General features: G+C 42.4%; 23 protein-coding genes. 13 read left to right on the forward strand and 10 right to left on the reverse strand.

What is annotated here, in order from left to right; all coding sequences use genetic code 11:
• Nucleotides 1-8: 8 nt before the first annotated feature.
• From MHH68_RS09160 to MHH68_RS09170, 3 genes are all read right to left on the reverse strand, one after another.
• Entirely contained in the window at nucleotides 9-1151 is a 1143-nt protein-coding gene (locus MHH68_RS09160) for an acyl-CoA dehydrogenase family protein (protein ID WP_058015592.1), read from the reverse strand.
• A gap of 160 nt (nucleotides 1152-1311) precedes the next feature.
• Complete coding sequence (locus MHH68_RS09165) at nucleotides 1312-2847, reverse strand: family 10 glycosylhydrolase (protein ID WP_339162722.1); 1536 nt, start codon at nucleotides 2845-2847, stop codon at nucleotides 1312-1314.
• 24 nt (nucleotides 2848-2871) lie between these two features.
• On the reverse strand, nucleotides 2872-3759 hold the full coding sequence (locus MHH68_RS09170; RefSeq protein WP_144461952.1) for a tyrosine-protein phosphatase: 888 nt from the start codon (nucleotides 3757-3759) through the stop codon (nucleotides 2872-2874).
• 90 nt (nucleotides 3760-3849) lie between these two features.
• Here MHH68_RS09170 and MHH68_RS09175 point away from each other — a divergent pair, with 90 nt between their 5' ends.
• Together MHH68_RS09175 and MHH68_RS09180 are read left to right on the forward strand one after the other, a co-directional pair.
• The gene (locus MHH68_RS09175) at nucleotides 3850-4602 is read left to right on the forward strand and encodes a DeoR/GlpR family DNA-binding transcription regulator (RefSeq protein ID WP_144461950.1); all 753 of its coding nucleotides are present in this window, start codon (nucleotides 3850-3852) and stop codon (nucleotides 4600-4602) included.
• Nucleotides 4603-4723: 121 nt separating this feature from the next.
• Entirely contained in the window at nucleotides 4724-5113 is a 390-nt protein-coding gene (locus MHH68_RS09180) for a tautomerase family protein (RefSeq protein ID WP_058015588.1), read from the forward strand.
• A gap of 8 nt (nucleotides 5114-5121) precedes the next feature.
• Here the strand turns inward: MHH68_RS09180 and MHH68_RS09185 are convergent, their stop codons facing one another.
• The gene (locus MHH68_RS09185; protein ID WP_061408111.1) at nucleotides 5122-5700 is read right to left on the reverse strand and encodes a hypothetical protein; all 579 of its coding nucleotides are present in this window, start codon (nucleotides 5698-5700) and stop codon (nucleotides 5122-5124) included.
• A 125-nt stretch (nucleotides 5701-5825) separates the two neighbouring features.
• Between MHH68_RS09185 and MHH68_RS09190 the strand changes: the two genes are divergently transcribed.
• The 6 genes from MHH68_RS09190 to MHH68_RS09215 all read left to right on the forward strand — a co-directional run bounded on the left by MHH68_RS09190 (nucleotide 5826) and on the right by MHH68_RS09215 (nucleotide 13559).
• Nucleotides 5826-6959, forward strand: a complete 1134-nt coding sequence (locus MHH68_RS09190) for a sugar diacid recognition domain-containing protein (protein ID WP_339162728.1) — start codon at nucleotides 5826-5828, stop codon at nucleotides 6957-6959.
• Between the two features lie 77 nt (nucleotides 6960-7036).
• On the forward strand, nucleotides 7037-8446 hold the full coding sequence (gene glcD / locus MHH68_RS09195) for a glycolate oxidase subunit GlcD (RefSeq protein WP_339162730.1): 1410 nt from the start codon (nucleotides 7037-7039) through the stop codon (nucleotides 8444-8446).
• Complete coding sequence (locus tag MHH68_RS09200; protein WP_058015586.1) at nucleotides 8443-9783, forward strand: (Fe-S)-binding protein; 1341 nt, start codon at nucleotides 8443-8445, stop codon at nucleotides 9781-9783. The genes glcD and MHH68_RS09200 overlap by 4 nt, the downstream gene beginning before the upstream one ends.
• A 78-nt stretch (nucleotides 9784-9861) precedes the next feature.
• Entirely contained in the window at nucleotides 9862-11349 is a 1488-nt protein-coding gene (locus MHH68_RS09205) for a spore germination protein (RefSeq protein ID WP_339162734.1), read from the forward strand.
• A 12-nt stretch (nucleotides 11350-11361) separates the two neighbouring features.
• Nucleotides 11362-12462 carry a GerAB/ArcD/ProY family transporter gene (locus tag MHH68_RS09210; protein ID WP_339162736.1) on the forward strand — a complete coding sequence of 367 codons (1101 nt, stop codon included), beginning with the start codon at nucleotides 11362-11364 and terminating at the stop codon, nucleotides 12460-12462.
• Complete coding sequence (locus tag MHH68_RS09215) at nucleotides 12459-13559, forward strand: Ger(x)C family spore germination protein (RefSeq protein ID WP_058015694.1); 1101 nt, start codon at nucleotides 12459-12461, stop codon at nucleotides 13557-13559. The genes MHH68_RS09210 and MHH68_RS09215 overlap by 4 nt, the downstream gene beginning before the upstream one ends.
• Before the next feature lie 44 nt (nucleotides 13560-13603).
• Here the strand turns inward: MHH68_RS09215 and MHH68_RS09220 are convergent, their stop codons facing one another.
• On the reverse strand, nucleotides 13604-13834 hold the full coding sequence (locus MHH68_RS09220) for an excisionase family DNA-binding protein (protein WP_058015584.1): 231 nt from the start codon (nucleotides 13832-13834) through the stop codon (nucleotides 13604-13606).
• A gap of 60 nt (nucleotides 13835-13894) precedes the next feature.
• On the opposite strand from MHH68_RS09220, the gene MHH68_RS09225 reads away from it, so the two are divergent.
• Genes MHH68_RS09225 through MHH68_RS09235 form a run of 3 tightly spaced genes read left to right on the forward strand, consistent with a single transcriptional unit; the run spans nucleotide 13895 to nucleotide 15253 of the window.
• The gene (locus MHH68_RS09225) at nucleotides 13895-14212 is read left to right on the forward strand and encodes a hypothetical protein (protein ID WP_268467627.1); all 318 of its coding nucleotides are present in this window, start codon (nucleotides 13895-13897) and stop codon (nucleotides 14210-14212) included.
• A gap of 25 nt (nucleotides 14213-14237) precedes the next feature.
• The gene (locus MHH68_RS09230; protein WP_339162744.1) at nucleotides 14238-14597 is read left to right on the forward strand and encodes a hypothetical protein; all 360 of its coding nucleotides are present in this window, start codon (nucleotides 14238-14240) and stop codon (nucleotides 14595-14597) included.
• Between the two features lie 53 nt (nucleotides 14598-14650).
• On the forward strand, nucleotides 14651-15253 hold the full coding sequence (locus MHH68_RS09235; RefSeq protein WP_268467629.1) for a DedA family protein: 603 nt from the start codon (nucleotides 14651-14653) through the stop codon (nucleotides 15251-15253).
• Nucleotides 15254-15292: 39 nt separating this feature from the next.
• Here the strand turns inward: MHH68_RS09235 and MHH68_RS09240 are convergent, their stop codons facing one another.
• Entirely contained in the window at nucleotides 15293-16114 is an 822-nt protein-coding gene (locus MHH68_RS09240; protein WP_058015582.1) for a uroporphyrinogen-III synthase, read from the reverse strand.
• Between the two features lie 143 nt (nucleotides 16115-16257).
• Here MHH68_RS09240 and MHH68_RS09245 point away from each other — a divergent pair, with 143 nt between their 5' ends.
• Nucleotides 16258-16878, forward strand: coding sequence for a GPR1/FUN34/YaaH family transporter (locus MHH68_RS09245; protein ID WP_058015581.1), 621 nt, complete (start codon nucleotides 16258-16260; stop codon nucleotides 16876-16878).
• 39 nt (nucleotides 16879-16917) lie between these two features.
• Here MHH68_RS09245 and MHH68_RS09250 read toward each other — a convergent pair whose 3' ends face one another.
• Complete coding sequence (locus MHH68_RS09250) at nucleotides 16918-17937, reverse strand: LLM class flavin-dependent oxidoreductase (protein ID WP_058015580.1); 1020 nt, start codon at nucleotides 17935-17937, stop codon at nucleotides 16918-16920.
• A gap of 185 nt (nucleotides 17938-18122) precedes the next feature.
• On the opposite strand from MHH68_RS09250, the gene MHH68_RS09255 reads away from it, so the two are divergent.
• Complete coding sequence (locus MHH68_RS09255) at nucleotides 18123-20555, forward strand: collagen-like protein (protein ID WP_339162749.1); 2433 nt, start codon at nucleotides 18123-18125, stop codon at nucleotides 20553-20555.
• Nucleotides 20556-20583: 28 nt separating this feature from the next.
• On the opposite strand, the gene MHH68_RS09260 is transcribed toward MHH68_RS09255, so the two are convergent.
• From MHH68_RS09260 to dacB, 3 genes are all read right to left on the reverse strand, one after another.
• Nucleotides 20584-21147, reverse strand: coding sequence for a CatB-related O-acetyltransferase (locus tag MHH68_RS09260; protein ID WP_169057195.1), 564 nt, complete (start codon nucleotides 21145-21147; stop codon nucleotides 20584-20586).
• Nucleotides 21148-21211: 64 nt separating this feature from the next.
• Nucleotides 21212-22579: an MATE family efflux transporter gene (locus tag MHH68_RS09265; RefSeq protein ID WP_061408134.1), complete on the reverse strand. Its 1368-nt coding sequence runs from the start codon at nucleotides 22577-22579 to the stop codon at nucleotides 21212-21214.
• A 19-nt stretch (nucleotides 22580-22598) separates the two neighbouring features.
• A complete protein-coding gene (gene dacB, locus MHH68_RS09270) occupies nucleotides 22599-24083 on the reverse strand; it encodes a D-alanyl-D-alanine carboxypeptidase/D-alanyl-D-alanine-endopeptidase (RefSeq protein WP_339162755.1) in 1485 nt (494 codons plus the stop codon).
• Nucleotides 24084-24118: the final 35 nt, after the last annotated feature.

Below are 24118 nucleotides of genomic sequence, written 5' to 3' on the forward strand. Positions count from 1 at the left end.
TTAGAGTATTACGCTAACAGCTGTCTTGCGATCACGAGACGCTGAATTTCAGAGGTTCCTTCTCCGATTTCCATCAGCTTGGCATCTCTCACCAGCCGTTCAACACCGCATTCTTTCATATAGCCTGTTCCGCCATGAATTTGGACCGCATCAAGACTTGCTTTAGTCGCCATTTCTGAAGCAAAAAGTTTGGCATAGGCCGCTTCTTTTGTAAATGGTTTGCCTTGATCTTTCAGCCAAGCAGCTTTCCAGACCATTTGTCTTGCAAGCTCTATTTGCATCGCCATATCCGCCAGCTTAAACTGAATGGCCTGGAAGGATGAGAGCGTCTGCCCAAATTGCTTTCTTTCTTTTGCATAGGAAAGTGAAGCATCAAGTGCAGCTTGCGCAATCCCGACAGATAAGGCAGCAATGGAAATTCGTCCGCCGTCCAATGTATATAAAAATTGCTTGAATCCTTTCGACTTATCTCCTAATATGTGATGAGCCGGTACACGCACTTCGTCTAAAATGATCTCAGCCGTATCTGAACCGCGAACCCCCATTTTGTCATATGGGTTTGTAATTGAAAGTCCCTTTTGCCCTTTCTCTACAATAAAAGCGGAGATGATCGGACGTCCGTTTTCATCATGATCCGTCACAGCTGTGACAATAATTGTTCTGGCAAAATTGGCATTTGTGATCCAGCACTTCTCTCCGCTGATCACATATTCTTGTCCGTCTTTGATGGCTTTTGTTTTTGTTCCTTTTGCATCTGATCCGGCGTTTGGCTCTGTTAATCCGAAGGAACCGAGTGCTGTTCCAGAAGCTAACGGAACAAGATGGTCCATCTTTTGCTCTTCCGTACCGAAGTAATAAAGGGGACTTGCGCCTAAGGAAACCGCTGCGGCATAACTAAGCCCTGTACTCGCACACTGCTTTCCAATTTCCTCGACTGCTAGTGCATATGAGATCGTATCTCCTCCCGATCCTCCATATTTCTCTGGAAAGGGTATACCCATAAAACCGAGCTCCCCCATTTTCTGAAATGTTTTCTCTGGAAAAATCGCCTGTTCATCAATCGTTTGAGCGTGTGGTGCAATTTCTGTTTTTGCAAATTCTTTGACCATCTGACGGATCATTTGCTGCTCTTTCGTTAATTCAAAATCCATTGTGCTTCCCCCTTTGGCGCTTTTCTATCATATTTATTAATCAAGTAGCTGCTTCATGCCAAGCTTGATTGAATTCAGAAAATTAAAATAAGAATAGTAGAAAAATAGAGAAAGCAAAAAAGCATAAATCGAGGAAAATCCCCATTTATGCTTTATTATGTTATTTTATTGTTTTTGTAGAAGGCTTACTTTCATGGTGAAGACGATTGAGAGCCGTCACTTTGTAAGTATAGCTCTTCTTTTGATTTGCTGAAAGGTCTTTGACATGTGTAAAGGAGCCTGTTTCTTTTACGGCCGCTTGAACGAATTCATACGTCCCTTTATTTGACAATCGATAGACTGCATAATAGGATGCGGTAGAGCTCCGGTCATTTTGAATCTGTAAAACTGCGCCATCCTCTGTCTTTTTCACAGATTGGATGATTGGTTTTTTAGGAGCCTTTTGATGAAGCCATGGCATCTCTGGAATGAGGGCTGGTTTGATATAGGTTTCTTCTATTAATCGTTTCTTTACATTCAAGGGGTTTCGATTGATATCCTTCAGACTAAAATGCATGCTTCCCTGGATGAGCTGTGACTGCCTGTTCAGCTTGATCTGGCGGAAATACTCTTCAGGATCAGACCAAGCAGGATCACTGTTTTGATTGATTTTATAAGTCGCTTGACCAATGTATAAGTGAACAGGCTGCCCCTTCACCTCATTTGACCACCATTTCGTAAGTACATCATAGGCAGCGGGCTGAAAGCCGATACTCCAATAAATTTGCGGGGTGATATAATCAATATGGTGCTGCTGTATCCATTCTCTTGTATCAGCATATAAATCATCATAATTGGTCATCCCTGCTGTTGTGTTTGAACCGGTTGGGTCATCTTTTATGTTGCGCCATACACCAAATGGGCTAATACCAAATTTCACATACGGCTTTTCTTTCTTAATGGTGTTATTGATCTGCTTCACTAGCTCGTTCACATTATCTCTTCGCCAATCTTCTATATGAGTGAACTTCTTTCCGTAAGTTTCATACGTTTCTTGATCTGGAAATGGCACACCAGCGATTTTATTCGGGTAAAAATAATCATCCATATGCACCGCATCAATATCGTAGTTTTTCACCACTTCCTCTATGCCGTCAACAATGAAGTCCTGAGCATCAGGAATGCCTGGATTAAAGTACAGCTGATTTCCGTAGGCGATGGTCCAATCTGGGTGCGCTCTTGCAGGATGATCGGCTGATAATCGGTTGAGATCGGTATGATTCATGGTGATTCGATAAGGGTTAAACCAAGCATGAAATTCAAGACCGCGTTTATGTGCTTCTTCTACCATAAATTCAAGCGGGTCATACCCAGGGTCTTTCCCTTGCGTACCAGTCAAATATTCAGACCAAGGCCCGAATTTCGACGGATAAAAGGCATCTGCTGTTGGTTTAATTTGCATGATGATGGCATTCATATTCATCGCCTTGATTTCGTCTAACAGTTGAATGAAGTCTTGTTTCTGCTCTTCGGCGGACAGTCCTTTCTTTGAAGGCCAATCTAGGTTATACACTGATGCGACCCACACCGCACGCATCTCTCTTGTGCTCTCAAGCTTCCCTTTTGGTATTGAACGAGCTAGACTGCTAGAAGGAATCAATAAGAATACACACATGAAAACCAATGTCAGAACCGTCATACTCATCTTTTTCAGCATGTTTTGCATCACCTCATATCAAGTTTATTCTGCGTTTTGTGATGGAATGCCAGCAGATGGTGTAAGCAAGATGTTTTTCATTTCTATCAGCTGAGCTTTGGGAACCCCGCAGGCTTCTAGTAAATACTGCTCTGCACTTCCGTATGTATCTATCATCTCTTTCAGTACATCCTCAAGATAATCTTGCTGCACACCAAGCAGCGGTTGAACTTGTTCTTTTGACACCCGGTATAAACTCATCATGCGAACAAATCGTTCTTGCCTTTTCACTAGTATTCGCACGCCTTCGTTGGAACGCATGTATTCATTTAAAACGGTATACACCGGCACACCTGCTGCTAATTGTATAAGAGCAGATAAAAAGCCTGTGCGGTCCTTTCCGCTTGTACAGTGAAGCATAAGCGGATAATTTTTTTCATCGGACAGTAATGTAAACAATTGCTGAATTTCTTCTTTTCGCTCATTGAGCATGCTTTGATATAAATCTTTCATGATCGGCGTAAAGGATAGAGACTTTCCTTCTGCTACCAGCATTCGAAACATGGCCCATTTGCTAGGCATCATGCTGTCAGGCTGCATAGGGATATGAACAATTTTGTCATGTTCCATGATCTTTGGCGGGTGTGATCTTCTTTCTGAGCTTGTACGCAGGTCACAAATCGTTTGAATTCCAAGTGTCGAGAAGGTCAATATGTCTTGTTTAGTGAGACGGGATAAATCGGCAGATCGATACAACATTCCTTGTTTAATCACCATCTGATCGGTTGTTTGGAGTCCCCCTATCTCTCTAAAATTTGCAAGCTTTGAAAACTGTATGTTGTGCTGATTCATAGAAGTGAAAATCCTTTCTGTCCTCTTTTCTCTATCATACGCTCTTATGAAAAATGAGAAAAGATAAGAGAAAAAGATCATTCAATTCTCCCATGTTGATCCGTGACATCTTTTACGTGGAATTATTGTTATAATAAAATCAGCATATTCGTATTGATTGGAGATTATAGCATGATAAAAACAAAACGTATTCAGCAAATAAAAGAGTATGTATTTGACCGGGAATCTGCCTCTCTTGATGAGCTTGTGGCGCATTTTGGCGTCTCAAAAAACACAATACGCCGAGATGTACAAGCATTGGTAGAATCCGGCGTGCTAAAGAAAGTCTATGGCGGTGTGGCTGTGAATCACTCCACATTAGTGGTGTATCAGGAGCGAAAGACTCGTCAGCTGAGTAAAAAACAACTCATCGGACAGACTGCCGCCGCATTTGTTGAACATGGTGATATGATTTTTGTTGATTCTGGTACAACGACGCTGGAGATGCTTCCTTATTTGATGGAGAAACAGATCACCGTTGTGACAAATAACGTGGATTTCATTACACAGGCTATGCCTTATGAACACCTCACCATCTTTTCGACCGGCGGTATGCTAGAGCGAAAAACAAATTCTTTCGTTGGTTATCAAAGTGTTGAGCGTCTAAAAGCATACAATGTCAATAAAGCATTTATTGCGTCAACAGGTTTATCCATTGATCACGGCGTGACGAATTCCTCCCCGCTTGAGACTGATATTAAAAAGACACTCGTTGAAAAAAACGCCAAAACCTTCTTATTAGTCGATGATAGTAAGTTTGATCATTATGCCTTGACCACGTTTTGTGATTTAAAAGATATCGACATCGTCGTGACCAACGAGCAGCCAAATGAAGATTACCTTCAATATGGAAAAGAGCATGATGTAAAGTTTATCACGCCTTAGTCCAAAGAGAAAAAGCCAAACGTCAGTGTTTTGGCTTTTTTCTTATGCACAAACGAGTGAAACAGCGAAGTGTTGGTTACATTATGACCGTACATTTAACACATATTGGGAGGTAGACGTGATGCCATTGTTACGATTTGACTTGATAGAAGGCCGTTCTAAAGAGGATTTAAAAAAACTGCTAGACACTTGCCATGACGCAATGGTGGATGCCTTTGGGGTACCTGAACGAGATCGCTATCAAATTGTACATCAACACCGCGCTGAAGAGATGATCATTGAAGACACTGGGCTTGGTTACCCGAGAACAAAGGATCTGGTTGTCATTAGTGTTGTCAGTAAACAGCGAACGGAAGAGCAAAAGGAAAAGCTTTATGCACAAATCGCAGAACGTGTAGAAAAAGAATGCGGGGTTGCCAAAACGGATGTGATGATCTCCATTGTGGAAAATGGAGACGCCGATTGGAGCTTCGGGATGGGTCAGGCTCAATTCATAAAAGGATTGCTCTAAAAAACGGCTCAGGAATGTGAGCCGTTTTTTGATTCATTCTTTTCAAGCTGCATCAGCAATCGGAATAAAAAGCGGTACATTGACGTGATGACACCAATAAGAGGCGTATCTTCCTCGATGTCATCAAGTTCAAGAAGGGGCAGATTCACATCAAATAAGCCGTCTTGACCATTAAATTGGAGCTGAGCACCATGTAAGGCAGAGAATATGTCCTTTAGCTGTCCTGTCTCTTTTTTCTGACGTTTGAATCCGAATAATACTGTATACGTTTGGAATACTTCATCCCATTCAATGGCCAGTCCATCGACTTCCACCACTTCAAACCACTTCGACTCAATATAAATGAATTCTTTTTGTTGTTTTTTTACATATGTAAGAGGGGTATTCAAAAAGGACGCTTTTTCCGTTTGAATCATTTCCTCCGATTCCTTGTCCACTCGTTCTATATAAACATCAGCAAAGCGTGCTTCTTCTGTCATTTTTGCCCCTTCTAGCGGCCAATTTTGACGTGCGGCTTCGTTATATTCAAAGTCTGTGAGCGCCTGTCCTTCTTTCAATAAATCTTGTAAGCGATTTTGCAGTGACATGACTGTGTCTCCTTTCATCTACTTCCTATGCGTTGTTTATTTTAGCATAACATATGAAAAGAAAGATATGCCTGAGCATATGATGGTATGATAGTGTAAAAAGAAACATCTCGGAGGGGACCGTTTTGCTCACAATGACACTGGCAGAAAAAATCGTAGATGAGGTCAAAAAGGTACTGACGGAAGAAATCATCATCACACAAACTAACGGTACCATTATTGCTGCAACAGATCCAGCACGCATTGGTCAATTTCATGAAGGCGCATATGTCACGTCCTTAGAAGGGCAGAAACGAATTCTTACAAAGGATGATGTGCTGCATATGAAAGGCGTTAAAGCCGGTATCAATCTGCCTATTTATTTTAAGCAAGAAGTCATTGGTGTGATTGGAATGACAGGCGATCCAAGGCATGTGTCCCCTTTTGGCGACATTTTACGAAAAATGACCGAGCTGCTCATTCAAGAGCATGAATTTTTTCAAGAAACGGAAACAGATGAACGGCAGCTTGAAGCCTTTGTATTCGACTGGCTTCATCTGCCAGAAACAGCTGTTGATATGACCGAAAAGGCGCAGCGGCTTGGTCTTGATGTCAACAAGCAGCGTGTGGTTGTACTCATTGATTGCCAAGATGAATCGTTTATGAAGCAGGATCAATACAAACTGATGAAGGACAAATTGCACCTGACCAATCAGGAAATTATTGTGCGCTGGGGGCATGCCCGTTTTTTGCTCATGCTGCAAACCACACCAGATAGTCGTGATACATGGCACAAGCGCGTGTTCCATATCCATGCTGCGCTCGCAGCGCTTTCACCATCGAGGGTTTTCATTGGCGCGGGAAAACCAGCAGTTTCTCATTTCATGAAACAGTCCTTTCATCAAGCTTTTCGCGCTTTAAAATTGGCGCATGCTGAAACACCGATTGTGTTTGATGAAGATTTGACACTTGAACTTTTTATGGAGGAAATTAGTCAGGAAACAAAAGATGCGTTTCTTGATCGCACGATTGCGTCCCTTTTTCCCTATCCTGAACTAGTGAAAACATTGCGGGTACTCATAGCTTCGGATTACTCATTGAAACATACAGCTGAAGCCATGCATGTCCATATTAATACACTTCATTACAGATTAAAACGGATCCAGGATTTAACGACACTTGATCCAAAGCGCATGCAAGATGCAATGCTTTTTTATTTGGCCTTGCTGCTTTTAGATCATGATACAAAAAAACCTATAAAACAGCCTGATATTTTGTAGAATCGTCCATAGGCATGTGACGGTTCTTTTTTTATACTGGTAGAAACGAGACGTTAAATGAGCGGGAGTGATTGTATATGCTGGATTCAGAATTTTCAAATCAATTAAAGGAGATTGTTGGGGCGTCGTATGTCCAAGACAGCAAGGCAGATCGTCTTGCCTACTCTTATGATGCAACACCAAATTTTCAACAGATGCCAGATGCCATCGTGACACCTCGCACGGCGGAGGAAGTGCAGCAAATTGTTAAACTATGCGCCACTCACAAGGTGCCGATCGTCCCAAGAGGTTCAGGGACGAATCTTTGTGCAGGAACATGTCCTACCCAAGGCGGGTTGGTGATTCTCTTTACTAGAATGAACCAACTTTTAGAAATAGACGAAGAAAATCTAACCGCAACGGTGCAGCCTGGCTTGATTACGCAGGAGTTCATTCATCAAGTAGAGGAAAAAGGTCTCTTCTACCCGCCTGACCCAAGCTCTATGAAAATTTCTACATTAGGCGGCAATATTAACGAAAATTCAGGGGGGCTGCGGGGTTTAAAGTATGGAGTGACAAGGGATTATGTCCTTGGGCTTGAAGTGGTTCTGCCAAATGGTGACATTATCAAAACAGGCGGAAAGCTTGCAAAGGATGTCGCTGGATATGATATGACTCGATTGTTCGTTGGTTCAGAAGGAACGCTCGGGATTGTCACAGAAGCGGTGCTGAAGCTCCTGCCGCTTCCAGAAACGAAACAAACGATGCTTTGTTTATACGAAAGCCTGGAAGAAGCTGCGACTTCTGTCTCGGCCATCATTGCTGAGCGTATCATTCCTGCCACATTAGAATTTATGGATCAGCCGACCCTTGAAGTTGTTGAAGATTTTGCAAACATTGGTCTGCCTACTAACGTTCAAGCCGTGTTATTAATTGAACAGGACGGCAACCCCGAAGCTGTTTCTCGTGATATCCAAAAGATAGCAGAAGTTTGTGAACAGCACGGGGCTAAAAGCGTGAAGATCGCACATTCAGAAGATGAGGTAAGTGCGCTCTTAACAGCGAGACGCTCTGCTTTATCTGCTCTCGCTCGATTAAGCCCTACAACGATTTTAGAAGATGCGACCGTTCCCCGGTCTGAAATTGCCAATATGGTTCGTGCAATTGAAGACATTGCCCGAGAATACGAGGTGAACATTTGTACCTTTGGTCATGCAGGTGATGGGAATTTACACCCCACTTGTGCTACAGATGCAAGAAATGTAGAAGAAATGACACGTGTAGAAGCTGCCTTTCAGGCCATTTTTGAAAAAGCCGTTGCACTCGGCGGCACCATCACAGGCGAACATGGCGTTGGTCTCATGAAAGCCCCTTATTTGGAGCTGAAGGTCAAAAAAGAAGGAATCGCTGCAATGAAAGCGATCAAACAGGCGCTTGACCCGGCAAATATCATGAACCCAGATAAAGTGTTTGGAAAAGCCTCAAGAAAGCGGGTGGTGGTCTCATGAGTTCTTCTTCTAAGCAAAAAGAGATCCAGCAGCAGTTTCAGGAGCAAATGGATGAAAAGGAGCTGCTTAATTGCATGCGCTGCGGCTTCTGCCTCCCTTCCTGCCCTACCTATATTGAATCTGGACAACAAGAAACGCACTCTCCCCGGGGCCGAATTGCATTAATGAAAGCTGTAAGAGATGGCGTCATTGAACCAGATGAAGATGTTGAACATTCACTTAATCTTTGTCTCGGCTGCCGTGCATGTGAACCTGTTTGTCCTTCTGGCGTCAAGTATGGACAGCTGCTAGAAGATGCAAGAGACATTATTCAACAGCACAAAAAACAATCGCTTCCTGTCAAATTGATGAGACGAGTTGTGTTTAAAGGTCTCTTCCCTTCACAAAGTCGTATGCGGCAAGCTGCTAGCTTTCTTCGATTTTATCAAACATCTGGTCTGCAAACGGCTGCCCGCAAGACGCGCATACTGAAGGTGCTTCCCTCCCATTTACAGCTGATGGAACAAGCGCTTCCAAAGGTGCCGCCTCAAAAGAAAAAACGTTTGAATGAATATAAAGCCATTGGTAAGACAAAAAAACGGGTGGCGTTTTTTACTGGCTGTTTAATGGATACGGTTTTCTCAAGCACAAACGAAGCGACCATTCATCTTTTGCAGCTAGCAGGCTGTGATGTCGTCGTTCCTGCTATACAAACATGCTGCGGAGCGCTTCACGGTCATAGCGGAGAAAAAGACCAAGCAAAACAGTTAGCCAAGCGGAATATTGAAGCATTCGAGGATACAGATGCCGATGCTATTATCATGAATGCGGGCGGCTGTGGTGCCTTTTTAACTGATTACGGCCATTTGCTTCAGGATGATCTAGATTTCCAAAAAAGAAGTAAAGCCTTCTCACAGAAAATAACCGATATATCAAGCATTCTTGTGGAGCTGGAGTTTCACCGCAGCATGCCACTTGCGCTGCCAGCGCAAGTGATCACCTATCAAGATTCCTGTCATTTACGAAATGGTATGAATGTACAACAAGCGCCGAGGGTGCTCATGAAAGCCATTCAAGGAGTAACGTTTAAGGAAATGAAAGATGCCGGCCGCTGCTGTGGATCAGCAGGAATCTACAATATCTTGCAGCCCGATATGTCGATGCAGATTTTAGATCATAAAATGGCAGAAGCCAACCACACAGCAGCGGCTGCCATTGTTACGTCGAATCCAGGTTGTCAATTACAAATGGCAGCAGGCGTCAAAAAGGCAGGACATACGCCCAGCATGAGAGCAATTCATCTGGCTGACTTTTTATTAGAAGCCGTTCAATATGGAAAAAAAGCGTCCAGCTCATGAAGCTGAACGCTTTTTTTATGCATATCTTCAGACGATTGGTTGGATAATAGAGGCAAATCGCGAAAGGAGATGGTTCAAGTGCTGAAGAAAAATAAACCTCATCAGAAAGACCCGAATTCAGTATTTGAAGCATTATCTCGTTCCTCTGATTTTATTAATGAATTATCAAGCTCCGGAGGTTTTCTTTATCGAATTTCTTTTTTTCGACCTTTAATTAATGGCAATTTACTTCATGAACAAATCTTGCCTTTTATTCAACAATTGCATTTGACACCCACTCTTGAAGAGCTGAAAGAACACATCCCAATTGAACAAGCTGTGATTACAAGTGACCTTCAAAAAGTGGAAGAAGCTCTTCATCGTGGCAGTATTGCTGTTCGAATTGAGACAGACTGGGGCAAAACGCTCCTTTTACCGATTGAAGAAAAGAAAGGTAGACAAGTGAGTCAACCTGAGATTGAATTCGGGATTATCAGTGCGCAGGAAGCCTTTGTGGAAGGGCTGGATACAAACTTAAACTTGCTCAGACGCAGACTGCCAACCCCTGGCCTTAAAGTAGTTGAACACACAGTGGGAACCCTTTCTCAAACGAAAGTAGCCGTTGTATACATAGAGGATATCGCCAACCCGCAGAACATTGAAACCGTTCTTCAGCGGATTAAAGATGTTGATTATGACCAAATTCTAGATTCAAATTATCTTGCGCAAATGCTTTATGATGTGTCCAATACAATCTTTCCATTATTTTTAAATACAGAAAGGCCAGACAGGGTTTCTTCAGGTTTAACAGAAGGAAAAATAGCCATTATGGTTGACGGTTCGCCTCATACCCTGCTAGCACCTACAATATTATTCGAGTATTTTTCTACAATGGAAGACTATAACATGTCTTGGATCGCAGCATCCTCCTTTCGGCTGTTACGCATTTTTGCTGTCATATTTTCTATTTTTGCAACCCCGTTGTATGTTGCCATTTTAACGTTTCATTATGAACTGATTCCTAAGGACTTATTAGAAACGATTGTAGCATCACGCTATCTCGTTCCCTTTCCGCCAATTATTGAGGCATTATTTTTAGAGATATCCATCGAGCTGCTTAGGGAAGCCGGGTCTCGCCTTCCAGCAAAAGTCGGACAGACACTCGGGATTGTTGGAGGTATTGTGATCGGACAGGCAGCAGTTGCAGCGGGATTAACGAGTAATATTCTTCTCATTATTGTCGCATTGTCAGCTCTTGCCTCGTTTGTCACACCGATTTATAAAATGGGGACGACCATTCGTCTCTTACGCTTCCCATTTCTTATTGCCGCACAAGCGTGGGGAGCGCTCGGAATTGCGCTCATGGGAGCTTTTCTTCTTACCCACTTAATGAAATTAACGTCTATTGGCCGTCCTTACTTAGAACCTATCTTTCCACTTCGATTGGCCGATTTAAAGGGCAGTTTGATTCGACCTCAGCTCCGATTTTTGAATAAACGCCCAGAGAACTTACGCCCGCCAAATGAAACGATACACCACCAAAAGCCGAAGCAAGGCCGCAAGGGGAAAAATGATTTTTATGAATAAGGAAGTGAAGGCATGAGCTCTTCTTCTGTAAAAGAAAAATTTCAAGTATCCCCTTTTTTTGTTTTTTTTCTTGTCAATGCCAATCAAGTAGGTGTTGGTATTTTAAATTTCCAGACGAATCTTGTCCGGGCGATTAATAATGATGGGTGGATCGCCATTTTAATTGCTGGTGCAAGTGTCAATTTAATGATTTTCCTTATTTACTTTTTGTTTAAAAAAGCACCTACTGACGAATTTAGTGACATTACGCAATCTGTGTTTGGTAAATGGCTCGGACAATTCATCAACATTCTCTACATTTTGTATTTTTCTTCATTGTCTTTGATTGTGCTTATTCATTATATGGATGTGATCCATGTTTGGCTGTTTAAAGAAATTCCCGGCCTCTTATTTGCATCAGTGCTTCTCATCCTTGTCTATTACATTCATACGGGCGGATTTAGAACAATCGCTGGTTGGGCATTCTTTAGTATTATCCTAACGTACTGGATGACCTTTATCTGCTTTTATGTCATGAAATATAGTCACATCCGGTTTATGTTCCCAATGTTTGATCATTCATTTTCACAACTCATGGTGGGGGTCAAAGATGCCTCTTTATCCATGTTTGGTTTTGGAACACTGCTTGTCTATTATCCCTTTATTAAAAAAGCACAAACGTCGCAAAAATTTGCACATATGGGGGCATTGCTGACCACATGCCTCAATTTGCTTGTATTTCTCGTTTCTATAGCGTACTACTCAAGTGCTCAGCTCAAACTAACGAAATGGCCGACATTGACATTTACCAGCATTGTCAAACTTCCGTTTATCCAGCGCTTTGAATTTATTGAAGTGTCGCTATGGCTTTTGCTCATCGTTCCAAATATCGCCATTCCATTATGGGCCGCCAGCAGAATGGCAAAACAAGTGTTTCAGACGAGCCAGCGCATCACGTTAATTGTTCTCAGCCTTCTCATTCTCGGCATGTTTTCATTTTTTATCGGAGCTACCTCTTTTGAGACATTTAATAAATGGGTGGAATATAGCGGGTACATCCTCATCTATGGATTGATTGGATGTATGATCATTGGGCTGCTGCTGAAAAAAAGGTGGGTGAAAAAACGAGCATGAAACATTCTATTCTGATGTGTCTCATGTTATTTAGTCTTTTTTTAACGAGCTGTGCAGAGCCTCGTCTCTTAGATGAATTAAGTATCTCGCAGGCGGCGGGATTTGACTTATTGGAAGATGGAGAAATGAAGGGCTTCTTTGTTTTCCCTGTTTTTAAAAGCGAAGAGCAAGGAAGCTATCAAATTGTAAGTGCTAAGTCAAATACCATTAGTAATATTCAGTTTCTTGTTTCAGAAAAATCGCCTTTCCCCGTTGTCATGGGACAAGTACTCGTGATTTTAATAAGTGAAAAGCTGGCGAAAGAAGTGGGTATGATTGATTTGATGAATTACATCTATCGTGATCCGATCATTGGGTCAAGGCAAGTATTTGCCATAGTAGACGGAGAAGTTGAAGATTTATTGCATACAAAAATGAATCAAACCAACTTAAATATAGGTGTATATCTTTCAGATTTGCTCGCCCAAAACATGCGAAACGGCAATCAACCTGTCACCAATCAGCATATTTTTATGAATCAGATGATGGCAAAAGGCGTTGATGCTTACCTCCCTTACATTAAAAATACAAGCAACTCTATTAAAGTGTCAGGTGTCGCCCTTTTTGATCAAGAAAAAATGGTTGGGCATATTCCAGGGGAAGATACGTTTACGTTTAAAGCGATGATTGAAAATCATATAAACGGGATTTATGAGTTCCGATTTAATGACAAAAAGAAAACACATGTCGTCATTGAAAATATTAAATCACATGTGTCTTATCATATGAAACCAACAGAAAACCTTACAAAAAAGCCTCATATCACCATTGATATCAAACTGAAAGGTGAATTAAAAGAATTCATGAAATCGAAAAAAATCGATACGCCTTCTATTTTAAAGCATGTCGAAAAAGAAGTTGAGGAGCGTGTAGCTCAGCAAGGAAGAGAACTTGTTCAATCCTTTAAAAATCAAAAAATTGATCCGCTTGGACTCGGTTTGAGATATCGCTCTAAAGATAAAGCCATGACACCAGAAAAATGGCAAAAACTCTACCCTGATGCAGATGTTCAAGTGAATTGTCATATGAACATTGTCCAAACTGGTGTCAGCCAATAAAAAAGACTGTATGAAAAGGCTCTCCCTTCTCATACAGTCTTTTTTTAATCTTCATCTTTTACGTCCGGGTCCTCAGGAATCGGTTCATTTAAGATGTCTTGAATGAGCTCTTTATATTGTTCTAGCTGTTTCATATGGGTTTGAAACTGCCCTTGATAAATGAGATATGATTCCCCGTCAAATACGTAGCGAATCTTTTTTTGCCGAATTAATTTTTCAACATATGCTTCAGATACTTCTAGGTATTCAGCTGTTTCTCCAATTGTTAAATACATGAATGTGCACCACCGTTCGTTTCATCTTACAAATTATATCACGAGGTGATGATCCTTCACATGACAAAGAAAAACTTTCGGTCCTATACTGCATTTTTCATTGTAGGCGCAAGCAATACGCTGATTGACTTTCTGTTCTTCTTTTTTAACTGCCTGCTTTGTCCCCTCTTTTCTCGCACAGTGCGAAATTGGACGTTCCAAGTAAAAAAGGAATGGGCCGCAGTCAACGGAGCAGCGTCTCTTCTCACCTATATTGTCTTATATGTCATGCAGCTAGCAGGTTTCTCATTATTCTTAAGTAAAGCGATTGGCACCTTTCTTGGCATGATGATCACTTTGAAGACAAACAAAGAGAGGTCATTGGCGTCCAGCAAGTGATCGTCTAGATGTCAGCAAGTATGGTATGATAAGACCAGCTAGAATAGACGGTCTAGTGTTTGAAGTCACAGACTTAGTGGAAAAGCCAGCTATTCATGATGCTCCTTCCGATTTAGCCATAATGGGCAGGGACCTTTTAACACCTATGTTACTAGGAATCGAGAGAGGTGCCGGAAACGAAATCCAGCTGACAAATGCGCTGAAAATCATTGCACAGGAATCACCCATTTATGCAAAACAATTAGATGGGATGAGATTTGACGTTGGTGATAAGCTCGGTTCATTTAAGGCAGCGGCTGAAATCGGATTGATACGTCATGATATGCGGCCAGCCATGCTAGCATATATGCAAAGCATACTCATGAGAGAAGCAAAACAAGCATAGGCTCTTATAAGGATGCTTGAAGAAAATTCGTATTTAAAGGCAGAGTGAAATGAATGGGAACCTTGTTTAATGAAATTTTAACCTGGCTGACAAGCCTTGGTTACGCAGGTGTTGCACTTGGACTGATGATTGAAATTATTCCGAGTGAAATTGTACTTGCCTACGGCGGATATATGGTGTCAACAGGAAGCATTGGTTTTGTTGGAGCCGTCATCGCTGGGGTCATTGGAGGAACGCTGGCCCAGTGCTTTATTTACTGGATCGGCCTTTACGGCGGCAGACCTTTTTTAACAAAGTATGGGAAGTATTTATTCATCCATGAGCATCATATTGCCACGGCAGAACGCTGGTTTGACCGATATGGAACAGGCGTCGTATTTACAGCCCGGTTTATCCCAGTCGTGCGCCATGCGATCTCGATTCCAGCTGGTATTGCAAAGATGCCATTTCTCAAATTTGTTCTCCTGACCGGATTAGCCGCCATCCCTTGGTCTATCCTTTTTATTTACCTCGGTATGCAACTTGGAACAAAATGGGGCCACATTCAAAGTGTCGCTCATACGTATACAACACCAATTATGGCGATTGCCATTGTCCTGATTGTGCTATATTTCGTTTTGAAAAAAATTCGCACGAATCGAAAACGGACAATCTAACGAAAACGCCTTTCACTCATCATGTGAAAGGCGTTTTTTCTATGAGTGTGTCGATTGTTTTTTCATATACTGAGATAATTCTATAATCATTGCACCCATTCTCTCAAGTGCAGGGGCAAGAATTCGACTGACTCCCTCTTCTTTTAAAGCTTCAGCTGTGACTTTTCCGACAGCAACAGCTAATACATGCTGCTCGAATAGATGTTGCAGCTCTTCTTTTTTGCCCCATTCTTCTGCTAGTTTGAAAAAGGCATGGACCTGAACAGCGGTTGTAAAACAGACGGCATGCACCTTCCCTTCTTTCATTTCATGAAACAAAGTGTCAGCTGCCTCTGGTTCAGGAGGCGTGTGCTGATACGGCATGAGCTGCAAAACGTCTGCCCCCTTCTTATGTAAAAAGTCGATGAGAGCTGGTGCATTTTCGCCGTGAAGCTGCACCATGACACGTTTACCTTGAAGCTCTTTATCTTCTAACTTAGAAATGAGGTCACGAACGGTTCCGTCTTCATCAGACACATCGGGCTGAATTCCGTGTTTTTTTAGAGCCGCGAACGTTTTGTATCCTCTTGAAGCAATATGAGCATTTGATAAAATGTTCATAAAAGCTTCTCCAAGTTGCAATTCTTCTGCACTTTCAATTAATGTATCTGTACCAATACCCGTTGTTAAAATCACCCAGTCAGCTCCCTTCTTTACAAAGGTTTCTATGCCTGGCTTTAACTCCTCTTTGGCTAAAAATACAGTGCCCTGAAGAGAACGAATAACAGCTTGTCCTCCTTGCTTTTCAACAAGTGTACTCATTTCTTCTGTTTTTCTTGTGCCGCATATGGCAATGGTTTTTCCAGCTAAGCCTTTACTCATTCTAATCCCTCTTTTTCTATCACATGTATTATGTATTAAATATAGATTTATTTGGAAGACGTTGCAAGTGTCTACTAAAAAAGAGCTTGACGTTTCTATCGAATTCGAGTATCTTTTGTAAGTGCAAATTGTAGGAGGTCATTATGGAAAAACAAAATGTTCAAGCATTTCGATTATCAATTGCAGACCCAACACCACTTGGTTTGTTTGGTTTAGCAATGGTGACGCTTGTTGCGTCTTCACAAAAACTAGGAATCACAGATGGCACATCCCTTATTTTACCATGGGCTATCTTCCTTGGAGGAATCGCGCAACTCATCGCGTCCATACAAGATTCAAAGCATCATAATATTTTTGGAGCCACTGCCTTCGGCGCATTCGGTCTTTTTTGGATGGGCGTTGGAACGACTTGGCTCATTCAAGCTGGCGTTTTTGGGAAAACGCTTGCGGAAGCTGCGGACCCAAAACAACTAGGTTTTGCTTTTATTGGTTATTTGATTTTCAGCTTATTTATGACGATCGGTGCAATGGAAACACATAAAGTATTGTTTTTGATTTTCGTCTTTATTGATTTCTTATTCATCGGCCTTTCCCTTAGCTCGTTTGGTGTGATGTATGATGTAACTCATACGATTGCTGGTATTGCAGAATTAATTATTTCTCTTCTTTCATTTTATGGTTCTGCAGCTGTTGTACTCAATACACATTTCGGTCGTACAGTACTGCCAGTAGGACAACCATTTCGCGTGTTTACTAAAGCATAAATAAAAAAGAACTGCTCTTTGCAGTTCTTTTTTAAATTCTTATTTTTCTTGTTCCTCCTGAAATATCTCTGCAATGATTTCATAAGAACGCATTCTTTCTTGATGGTCAAACATATCAGAATTAATCATGACTTCATCTGCTTGAGTCGCCTCAATAAAGGCTTCTAACTCTTTTTTCACCTTTTGTTTATCCCCGATCATCGTCGAACTTAATTGTTCGTCCACCATTGCCTTCTCATATGGACTCCACAGCCCATCCATATTTTCAACAGGGGCTTTGAGTTTTCCTGGTGTATTACGAATGAGGCTCAAAAATCGCTGATAATGAGACGTCGCCAAATACTCAGCTCTCTCTGTTTGATCAGCAGCAAAAACCGTCACACCAACCATCGCATAAGGCTCTTTTAACACATCAGAAGGTCGAAATGACTGTCTGTATAATTCTAAAGCAGGAATGGTATTTTTAGGTGAAAAATGTGCTGCAAAGGCAAATGGCAGCCCTAGTTCTCCTGCAAGTCTTGCGCTAAAACCACTTGAACCAAGAAGCCAAATCGGAATATCCAGCCCTTCTCCCGGAACGGCTCTTACATGTTTTTTGACCTGGCCGGTCGGTTTGAAATATTGCCGAAGTTCTTCAAGCTGCTCAGGGAAGTCCTCTCCATTATGAAGATTACGTCTAAGTGCCCTTGCTGTTAACTGATCTGTTCCTGGTGCCCTGCCTAGACCTAAATCAATTCTCCCTGGATACAAAGTCTCCAGTGTTCCAAATTGTTCTGCAATGACGAGTGAAGAATGGTTTGGAAGCATAATCCCCCCAGAACCAACCCGGATCTTTTCAGTCCCTCCAGCAATATGTCCAATTAAGACAGACGTTGCTGAGCTCGCAACCCCTTCCATATTATGGTGCTCCGCAAGCCAATATCTATGGTAGCCCCACTTCTCAGCTTTTTTTGCTAAATCCATACTATGTTCAAATGACTCTTTGATTGTGCCACCTTCTGTTACAGAGGATAAATTTAACACGGAATATGCTGCGTGTTGTAAAACTGATTGACTCATAAATGATGTCCCCATTTCTGTCAAAAATCATACTAGTTTCATACTTTCAACACCATAACATAAAACGATTTAATTTTTAAATCATTTGATTCGATGAACTTCGAACTAAAAAATATCATTTAGCTCAATTCCGCTTTTTAAATTTCTACATAGAATAAAATATTAACTTTTAGGAGATGGGGAATTTGTATAATCAGTACGATAACAAATGTCCCTTTTGCGGAAAAAAGCATGATTGGCAACCTCACTACAGAAAATCTCGTCACGATAGACCTCTACTTGATGATTGCCCTCTTCTTAAACGAGAATGTAAAAAGAAAAAAGTTGTTAAACATCACAGCACTTGTGCTAAAGCAAAAGGACGGAAAAAAACAAATAATAAGATTGTAAAAAGAGGTCCTACTGGAGCCACTGGTGCAGCTGGAGATACTGGTCCTACTGGGGCTACTGGCGCTACTGGTGATACCGGTCCTACTGGAGTTACTGGTGCAACTGGTGATACAGGTGCTACTGGGGCAACTGGTGTAACTGGCGATACTGGTCCAACGGGACCTACTGGTGATACTGGCGCAACTGGCGATACCGGTCCTACTGGTGCCACTGGTGCAACTGGTGATACCGGACCTACTGGAGCCACTGGTGCAACCGGTGATACAGGTCCTACTGGGGCTACTGGTGCAGGATTAACAGGAATTGAAACGTTTGATCCGGTAGTCAGTCCTACTTACCAAGTAGGGCAAGTAGTGACCTTTAATGGCAGTACGTATGTAGTAAATACTGCACCACCGTCAGGTACACCAGATACTTCCCCAGACTACACATTACTGGCTGCAGAAGGATCAACTGGTGCCACTGGAGATACCGGTCCAACGGGACCTACTGGAGTTACTGGTGTAACCGGAGATACAGGTCCTACTGGTGCCACTGGCGCAACTGGGGCAACTGGTGATACAGGTCCTACTGGAGCCACTGGTGCAACTGGTGATACAGGTCCAACGGGACCTACTGGAGTTACTGGTGTAACCGGAGATACCGGACCTACTGGTGCCACTGGTGTAACTGGTGATACCGGTCCTACTGGAGCCACTGGTGTAACTGGTGATACAGGTCCAACGGGACCTACTGGTGCCACTGGTGCAACCGGTGATACCGGACCTACTGGAGGCACTGGTGCAACTGGTGATACCGGACCTACTGGTGCTACTGGCGCAACTGGTGATACCGGACCTACTGGAGGCACTGGTGCAACTGGTGATACCGGTCCTACTGGAGTTACTGGTGTAACCGGAGATACAGGTCCTACTGGTGCCACTGGCGCAACTGGGGCAACTGGAGATACAGGTCCTACTGGAGCCACTGGTGCAACTGGAGATACAGGTCCTACTGGCGCTACTGGTGCAACTGGAGATACAGGTCCTACTGGCGCTACTGGTGTAACTGGAGATACAGGTCCTACAGGGGCTACTGGCGCAACTGGAGATACCGGTCCTACTGGGGCTACTGGTGTAACTGGCGATACTGGTCCAACGGGACCTACTGGTGATACTGGCGCAACTGGTGATACAGGTCCTACTGGAGTTACTGGTGTAACTGGTGATACCGGTCCTACTGGTGATACTGGTGTAACCGGAGATACCGGTCCTACTGGAGTTACTGGTGCAACTGGAGATACCGGACCTACTGGAGCCACTGGTGCAACTGGAGATACCGGACCTACTGGTGATACAGGTGCTACTGGAGTTACTGGTGTAACTGGAGATACCGGAGCTACTGGCGCAACTGGAGATACCGGACCTACTGGTGCCACTGGTGTAACTGGAGATACCGGTCCTACTGGAGCCACTGGTGTAACTGGTGATACAGGTCCAACGGGACCTACTGGAGCCACTGGTGCAACCGGTGATACAGGTCCTACTGGGGCTACTGGCGCAACTGGAGTTACTGGTGTAACCGGAGATACCGGTCCTACTGGTGCCACTGGCGCAACTGGGGCAACTGGAGATACTGGTCCTACTGGTGCAACTGGGGCTACTGGATCCACAGGGATCACTGGTGCAACTGGGCCTACTGGATCCACAGGGATCACTGGTGCAACTGGGGCTACTGGATCCACAGGGATCACTGGTGCAACCGGGCCTACTGGAGCTACGGGAATTACAGGACCTACTGGCGTTACAGGTGTTACTGGGGCTACTGGAACAGGTGGTTTTACGGATACAGCACTTTATGCTGCTAATAGTTCTGGTCCTACCATTGTTACTGTAGCCGGGGGAACCAATATTCCCTTACCAAACTTTCAAAATATTACTGGTTTTACAGCAAACGGCACAAGTACTGTTTTCACCGTTCCACAAACTGGTAAATATTATATTACGTATCAAGTCAACACCACTACAGCACTTTTGATTAATACACGTTTGCTTTTAAATGGAACAACTACAATTTCTGGTTCAGTTCAATCACCTGTTATTTCTACTTCATTTATCAACAATACAGTTATTGTCAATTTAACAGCAGGAAATACGATTTCATTACAGTTTTTCGGTGCGGTTGTAACAGCTATTCTAGTAGGTGGTGGTGCAACCGGTGCATCGCTTACCATCATCAGACTCAGCTAAGTAAAACTAAGATAAAAAAAAGAAAGGCTCAGTCAGCCTTTCTTTTTTTATCTTCAATAACGCTTATACAATGTTCAATATCATCAGATTGCAAGAGATGAAAAACAGACTGTATGATTGAAAACTCTAAATTCCACCATTCTAACAACTGAAGTTTTTCAATGATATCAGAAGAAAATCGATATTTCATGAGCCGCTGCGGGTTCCCTGCTACAATCGCATATGGTGGCACATCTTTTGTAATCAGACTATTTGCTCCAATGACTGCCCCATTTCCTATATGTACTCCTGACATGATCGTTGCTCCATATCCAATCCAAACATCGTGCCCTATACACACATCTCCTTTTGATCGTGGATGCCCTTCAATATGAGCTGCATCTGTGAAAATTTGATTAAAGGGATACGTCGTGACCCAATCTGTTCGATGTTCACCACCAAGAAAAACTTTTACTTCGTTTGCAATGGAACAAAACTTTCCCACATTCAGTGTTGTTCCTTCTCCCCACGTCAACACTTGAAAATCCGGTCCGGCATAAGTAAAATCACCGATATTATACGAGCTGAGCTCACTTCTTTGGTTTAAAAACATAGAAGATCAGACCTCCTAAAAAGTAATCGATCTTCGTATGTATATGCCCAATGATAGGCTCACATTATGATTGGACAAGTGCAACGATCTGCTTTTTCTTCCAAACCAATCGATAATAGCCATATTGGAGGAATAAGTTTACAAAAAAGGCTGCAGGATATCCTATCCAGATTCCTTTGATCCCAAGCGATGTGTGGTGTGATAGCACATAAGCCACTGGTACTTCAACAAGCCAAATGGAACAAATACTAAAGATGGTCGGCCATAGAACGGTTCCACTTGCTCTCATTGTGGCTGCAACGATTTGCGCCGTTCCAAAAATGAGATAGCTCCATAGTGTAATCACGACCAAACTATATGCAATATCAATCGTTGCAGGATCTGTTAAAAAGATAGATAAAATTTGCGGTGCGAAAATATAGACGAAAATAATAATCAATCCGCCTATCGCAAAGTTTAGCCCCAGGCCAATTTTAATGACATCTTTCAAACGATTCATGTTTCCTGCGCCAATGAATTGTGCTGCGAAAATAGAAACCGCAATACCAAGGCTCACTGCGGGCATCTGTACATAACTTACGACTTGGTTGACAACGCCATAGGCTGCTGTTGCCTGTGATCCATAATCGTTTACAAAAGAAATGACAGCAATTTCTGATAAAGAAATCAGAATCATATTAATACTAGAAGGGATACTTAACTTTAATAACGTTTTTAATAAATCCCCTTTCATCAATAAATGCTTTCTAACCGACGCATCAATGCGCAGCGGATGCTTTGTTTTATAAAGATAGATATGCAGAATGATAAACGTAACGATTGTAGAAATCACTGAAGAATACGCAGCACCATATAAACCAAATGCCGGTAGACCGAGCCAGCCAAATAATAAAATCGGCAGCAATAAAATATTTGTTCCAGTACTAATCATTAAGAAATAAAATGGTGTTTTTGAATCTCCTGTTCCACGTAAAAAGGTCGTATAGACAAAATAAAGAAATAAGACCGGCATGGAGATGAATAGGATTCTGGCATATGCCGCACTTTCCTCGACAATATTTGCAGGTGTCCCCATCAAATGTAAAATATCAGTTGCAAAAAAGCCTCCAATGACAGCTAAAGAAAGTCCAATTAAAAAAGTGAACGAAAGCGTTGTGCCTATAATTTCCTTTAATCTCTGCTCATTTTTTGCTCCATACGCTTGTCCAATGAGGATCGAGCTTCCTGATCCAATCCCAATGGAAAAAGAAACAAGTAAAAAGAAAAGCGGAAAGAATGCAGAAATTGCAGCTACTGCATCCTCTCCAATCCATCTACCGACAAGCACAATGGACACAAGCTGCCCGATTGATTGTAAAATATTGCTTAATAAAAGTGGAATTAGAAAGATCGACATGGTTTTTACTAAAGATTGATTATTATCTAACGTCATGATGGTTCTCCTTCTCTGTCTAAAGATCCTCAGCTAATATGCTGACAATGCGGTTTTCTATCTCTTTACCTTTTTCGTCATCAACGAGGTGATTCAATAATATGGAAAAAGCAAGCGTCTTTCCACCCTGCGTTTCAATATACCCAGATAGTGTGCTGACCGTTGATAACGAGCCTGTTTTTGCACGCACTTTTTCTAGTGTAGCTGGTTCTTTCAATCTGTTTCTTAATGTACCTCCCACCATACGCTCACTCGCCCCAGCTAACGGAAGTGCATTGACATAGGTGTCAAACCATTTTTCCTTTTGAATGTTTGTCAAAAATAACGTGAATTGGTTTGCTGAAACAAGATTAATGGGTGATATGCCTGATCCGTCTCTCAACACAGCCATAGATGAATCTATGCCAAAGGCAGGGAGACGTTCATTCAGCACGTCAAGCCCTTTGTCAAAACTTCCTTTGTTCTTTACCCGCTTGCCAAGTTCTTTTAACAGAATTTCTGCATGTGTATTATTGCTTAATTTCATCATCGGAACAAGAAGCTCCGATAAAGGCATTGATGAATGGGAAGCGATTTTTTTTGCTTTTTTAGGAACTTGTTTTGTTTTGAGTGATCCTTTCAGCTGAATACCCTCAGCCTTTAATGCTCGTTTCATTAAGTCTAAAGCATACGTTGTCGGTTCCCATAATGCTACCCATTGTTTAGACGAAGATGCTTTTAGCGGAATCGTCCCAGTCAGCGTAATTTTGTTTGTGCCGTGAGAGCGCTTAAAAGATATTTTTTTCTTTCCGCCTTCTGGGACAGTTTTCACTTGATTGACAACTTGAGCGACGTCAGTCTTCGGGATCGTGTCATAGGTGGCCTTCTGCCCCGCTTTCTTTCCTGGCTTGACTTCGAGAATCAGCGTTCCTGCATCATAATCCTCATTCGGTGAAGCAGTGAGGGCAGATATTTGAGCGCCGTAATATTGATCTTCATCACTCCAAGGTAAATCAATCGAATACCTTGTGTCATCAAACCAAGTATCATCAGCCGCAAGCTGTCCGCGAATTGTATGTATTCCGGCCTTTTTCACTTGTTTGGCAAGTGCTGCAAAATCCTCTTCTAATAAAGTCGGATCTCCGGTACCGCGTAGATACAGGCTCCCATATAACGTTTTCTTTTGAATAGAACCATCCATCCAGATGTCTGTAGGGAATGTGTGTGTTTCTCCAAGTATATCAAGGGCGATAGCTGATGTGAGCAGTTTTATATTAGAAGCAGGAGTAAGGCGCGTATCGGCTTGATGTTCATAAAGAAGAGAGGAGTCAGAAGTATCGCGGACGCTGATGCCAGAGATTGCACTTTCTAAATCAGGTGCTGTTCGTATAAATTCATCTAGAGCTGTCATCCACGGCAGTGAGCCGTTACGAGCTACAAGTTGATCATCTTTTGCTGAAAATGGGAGAAATAAAATCGACAGGATACATATTTGTAAAAACAAGAGCTGTGAAAAACGCTTCACGGAATCCCTCCTTTTTTGTCGCAGCCAATTTTAGA

This window comes from Bacillus sp. FSL K6-2841 (assembly GCF_037976435.1).
Classification (GTDB): Bacteria; Bacillota; Bacilli; order Bacillales; family Bacillaceae; genus Bacillus; species Bacillus pumilus.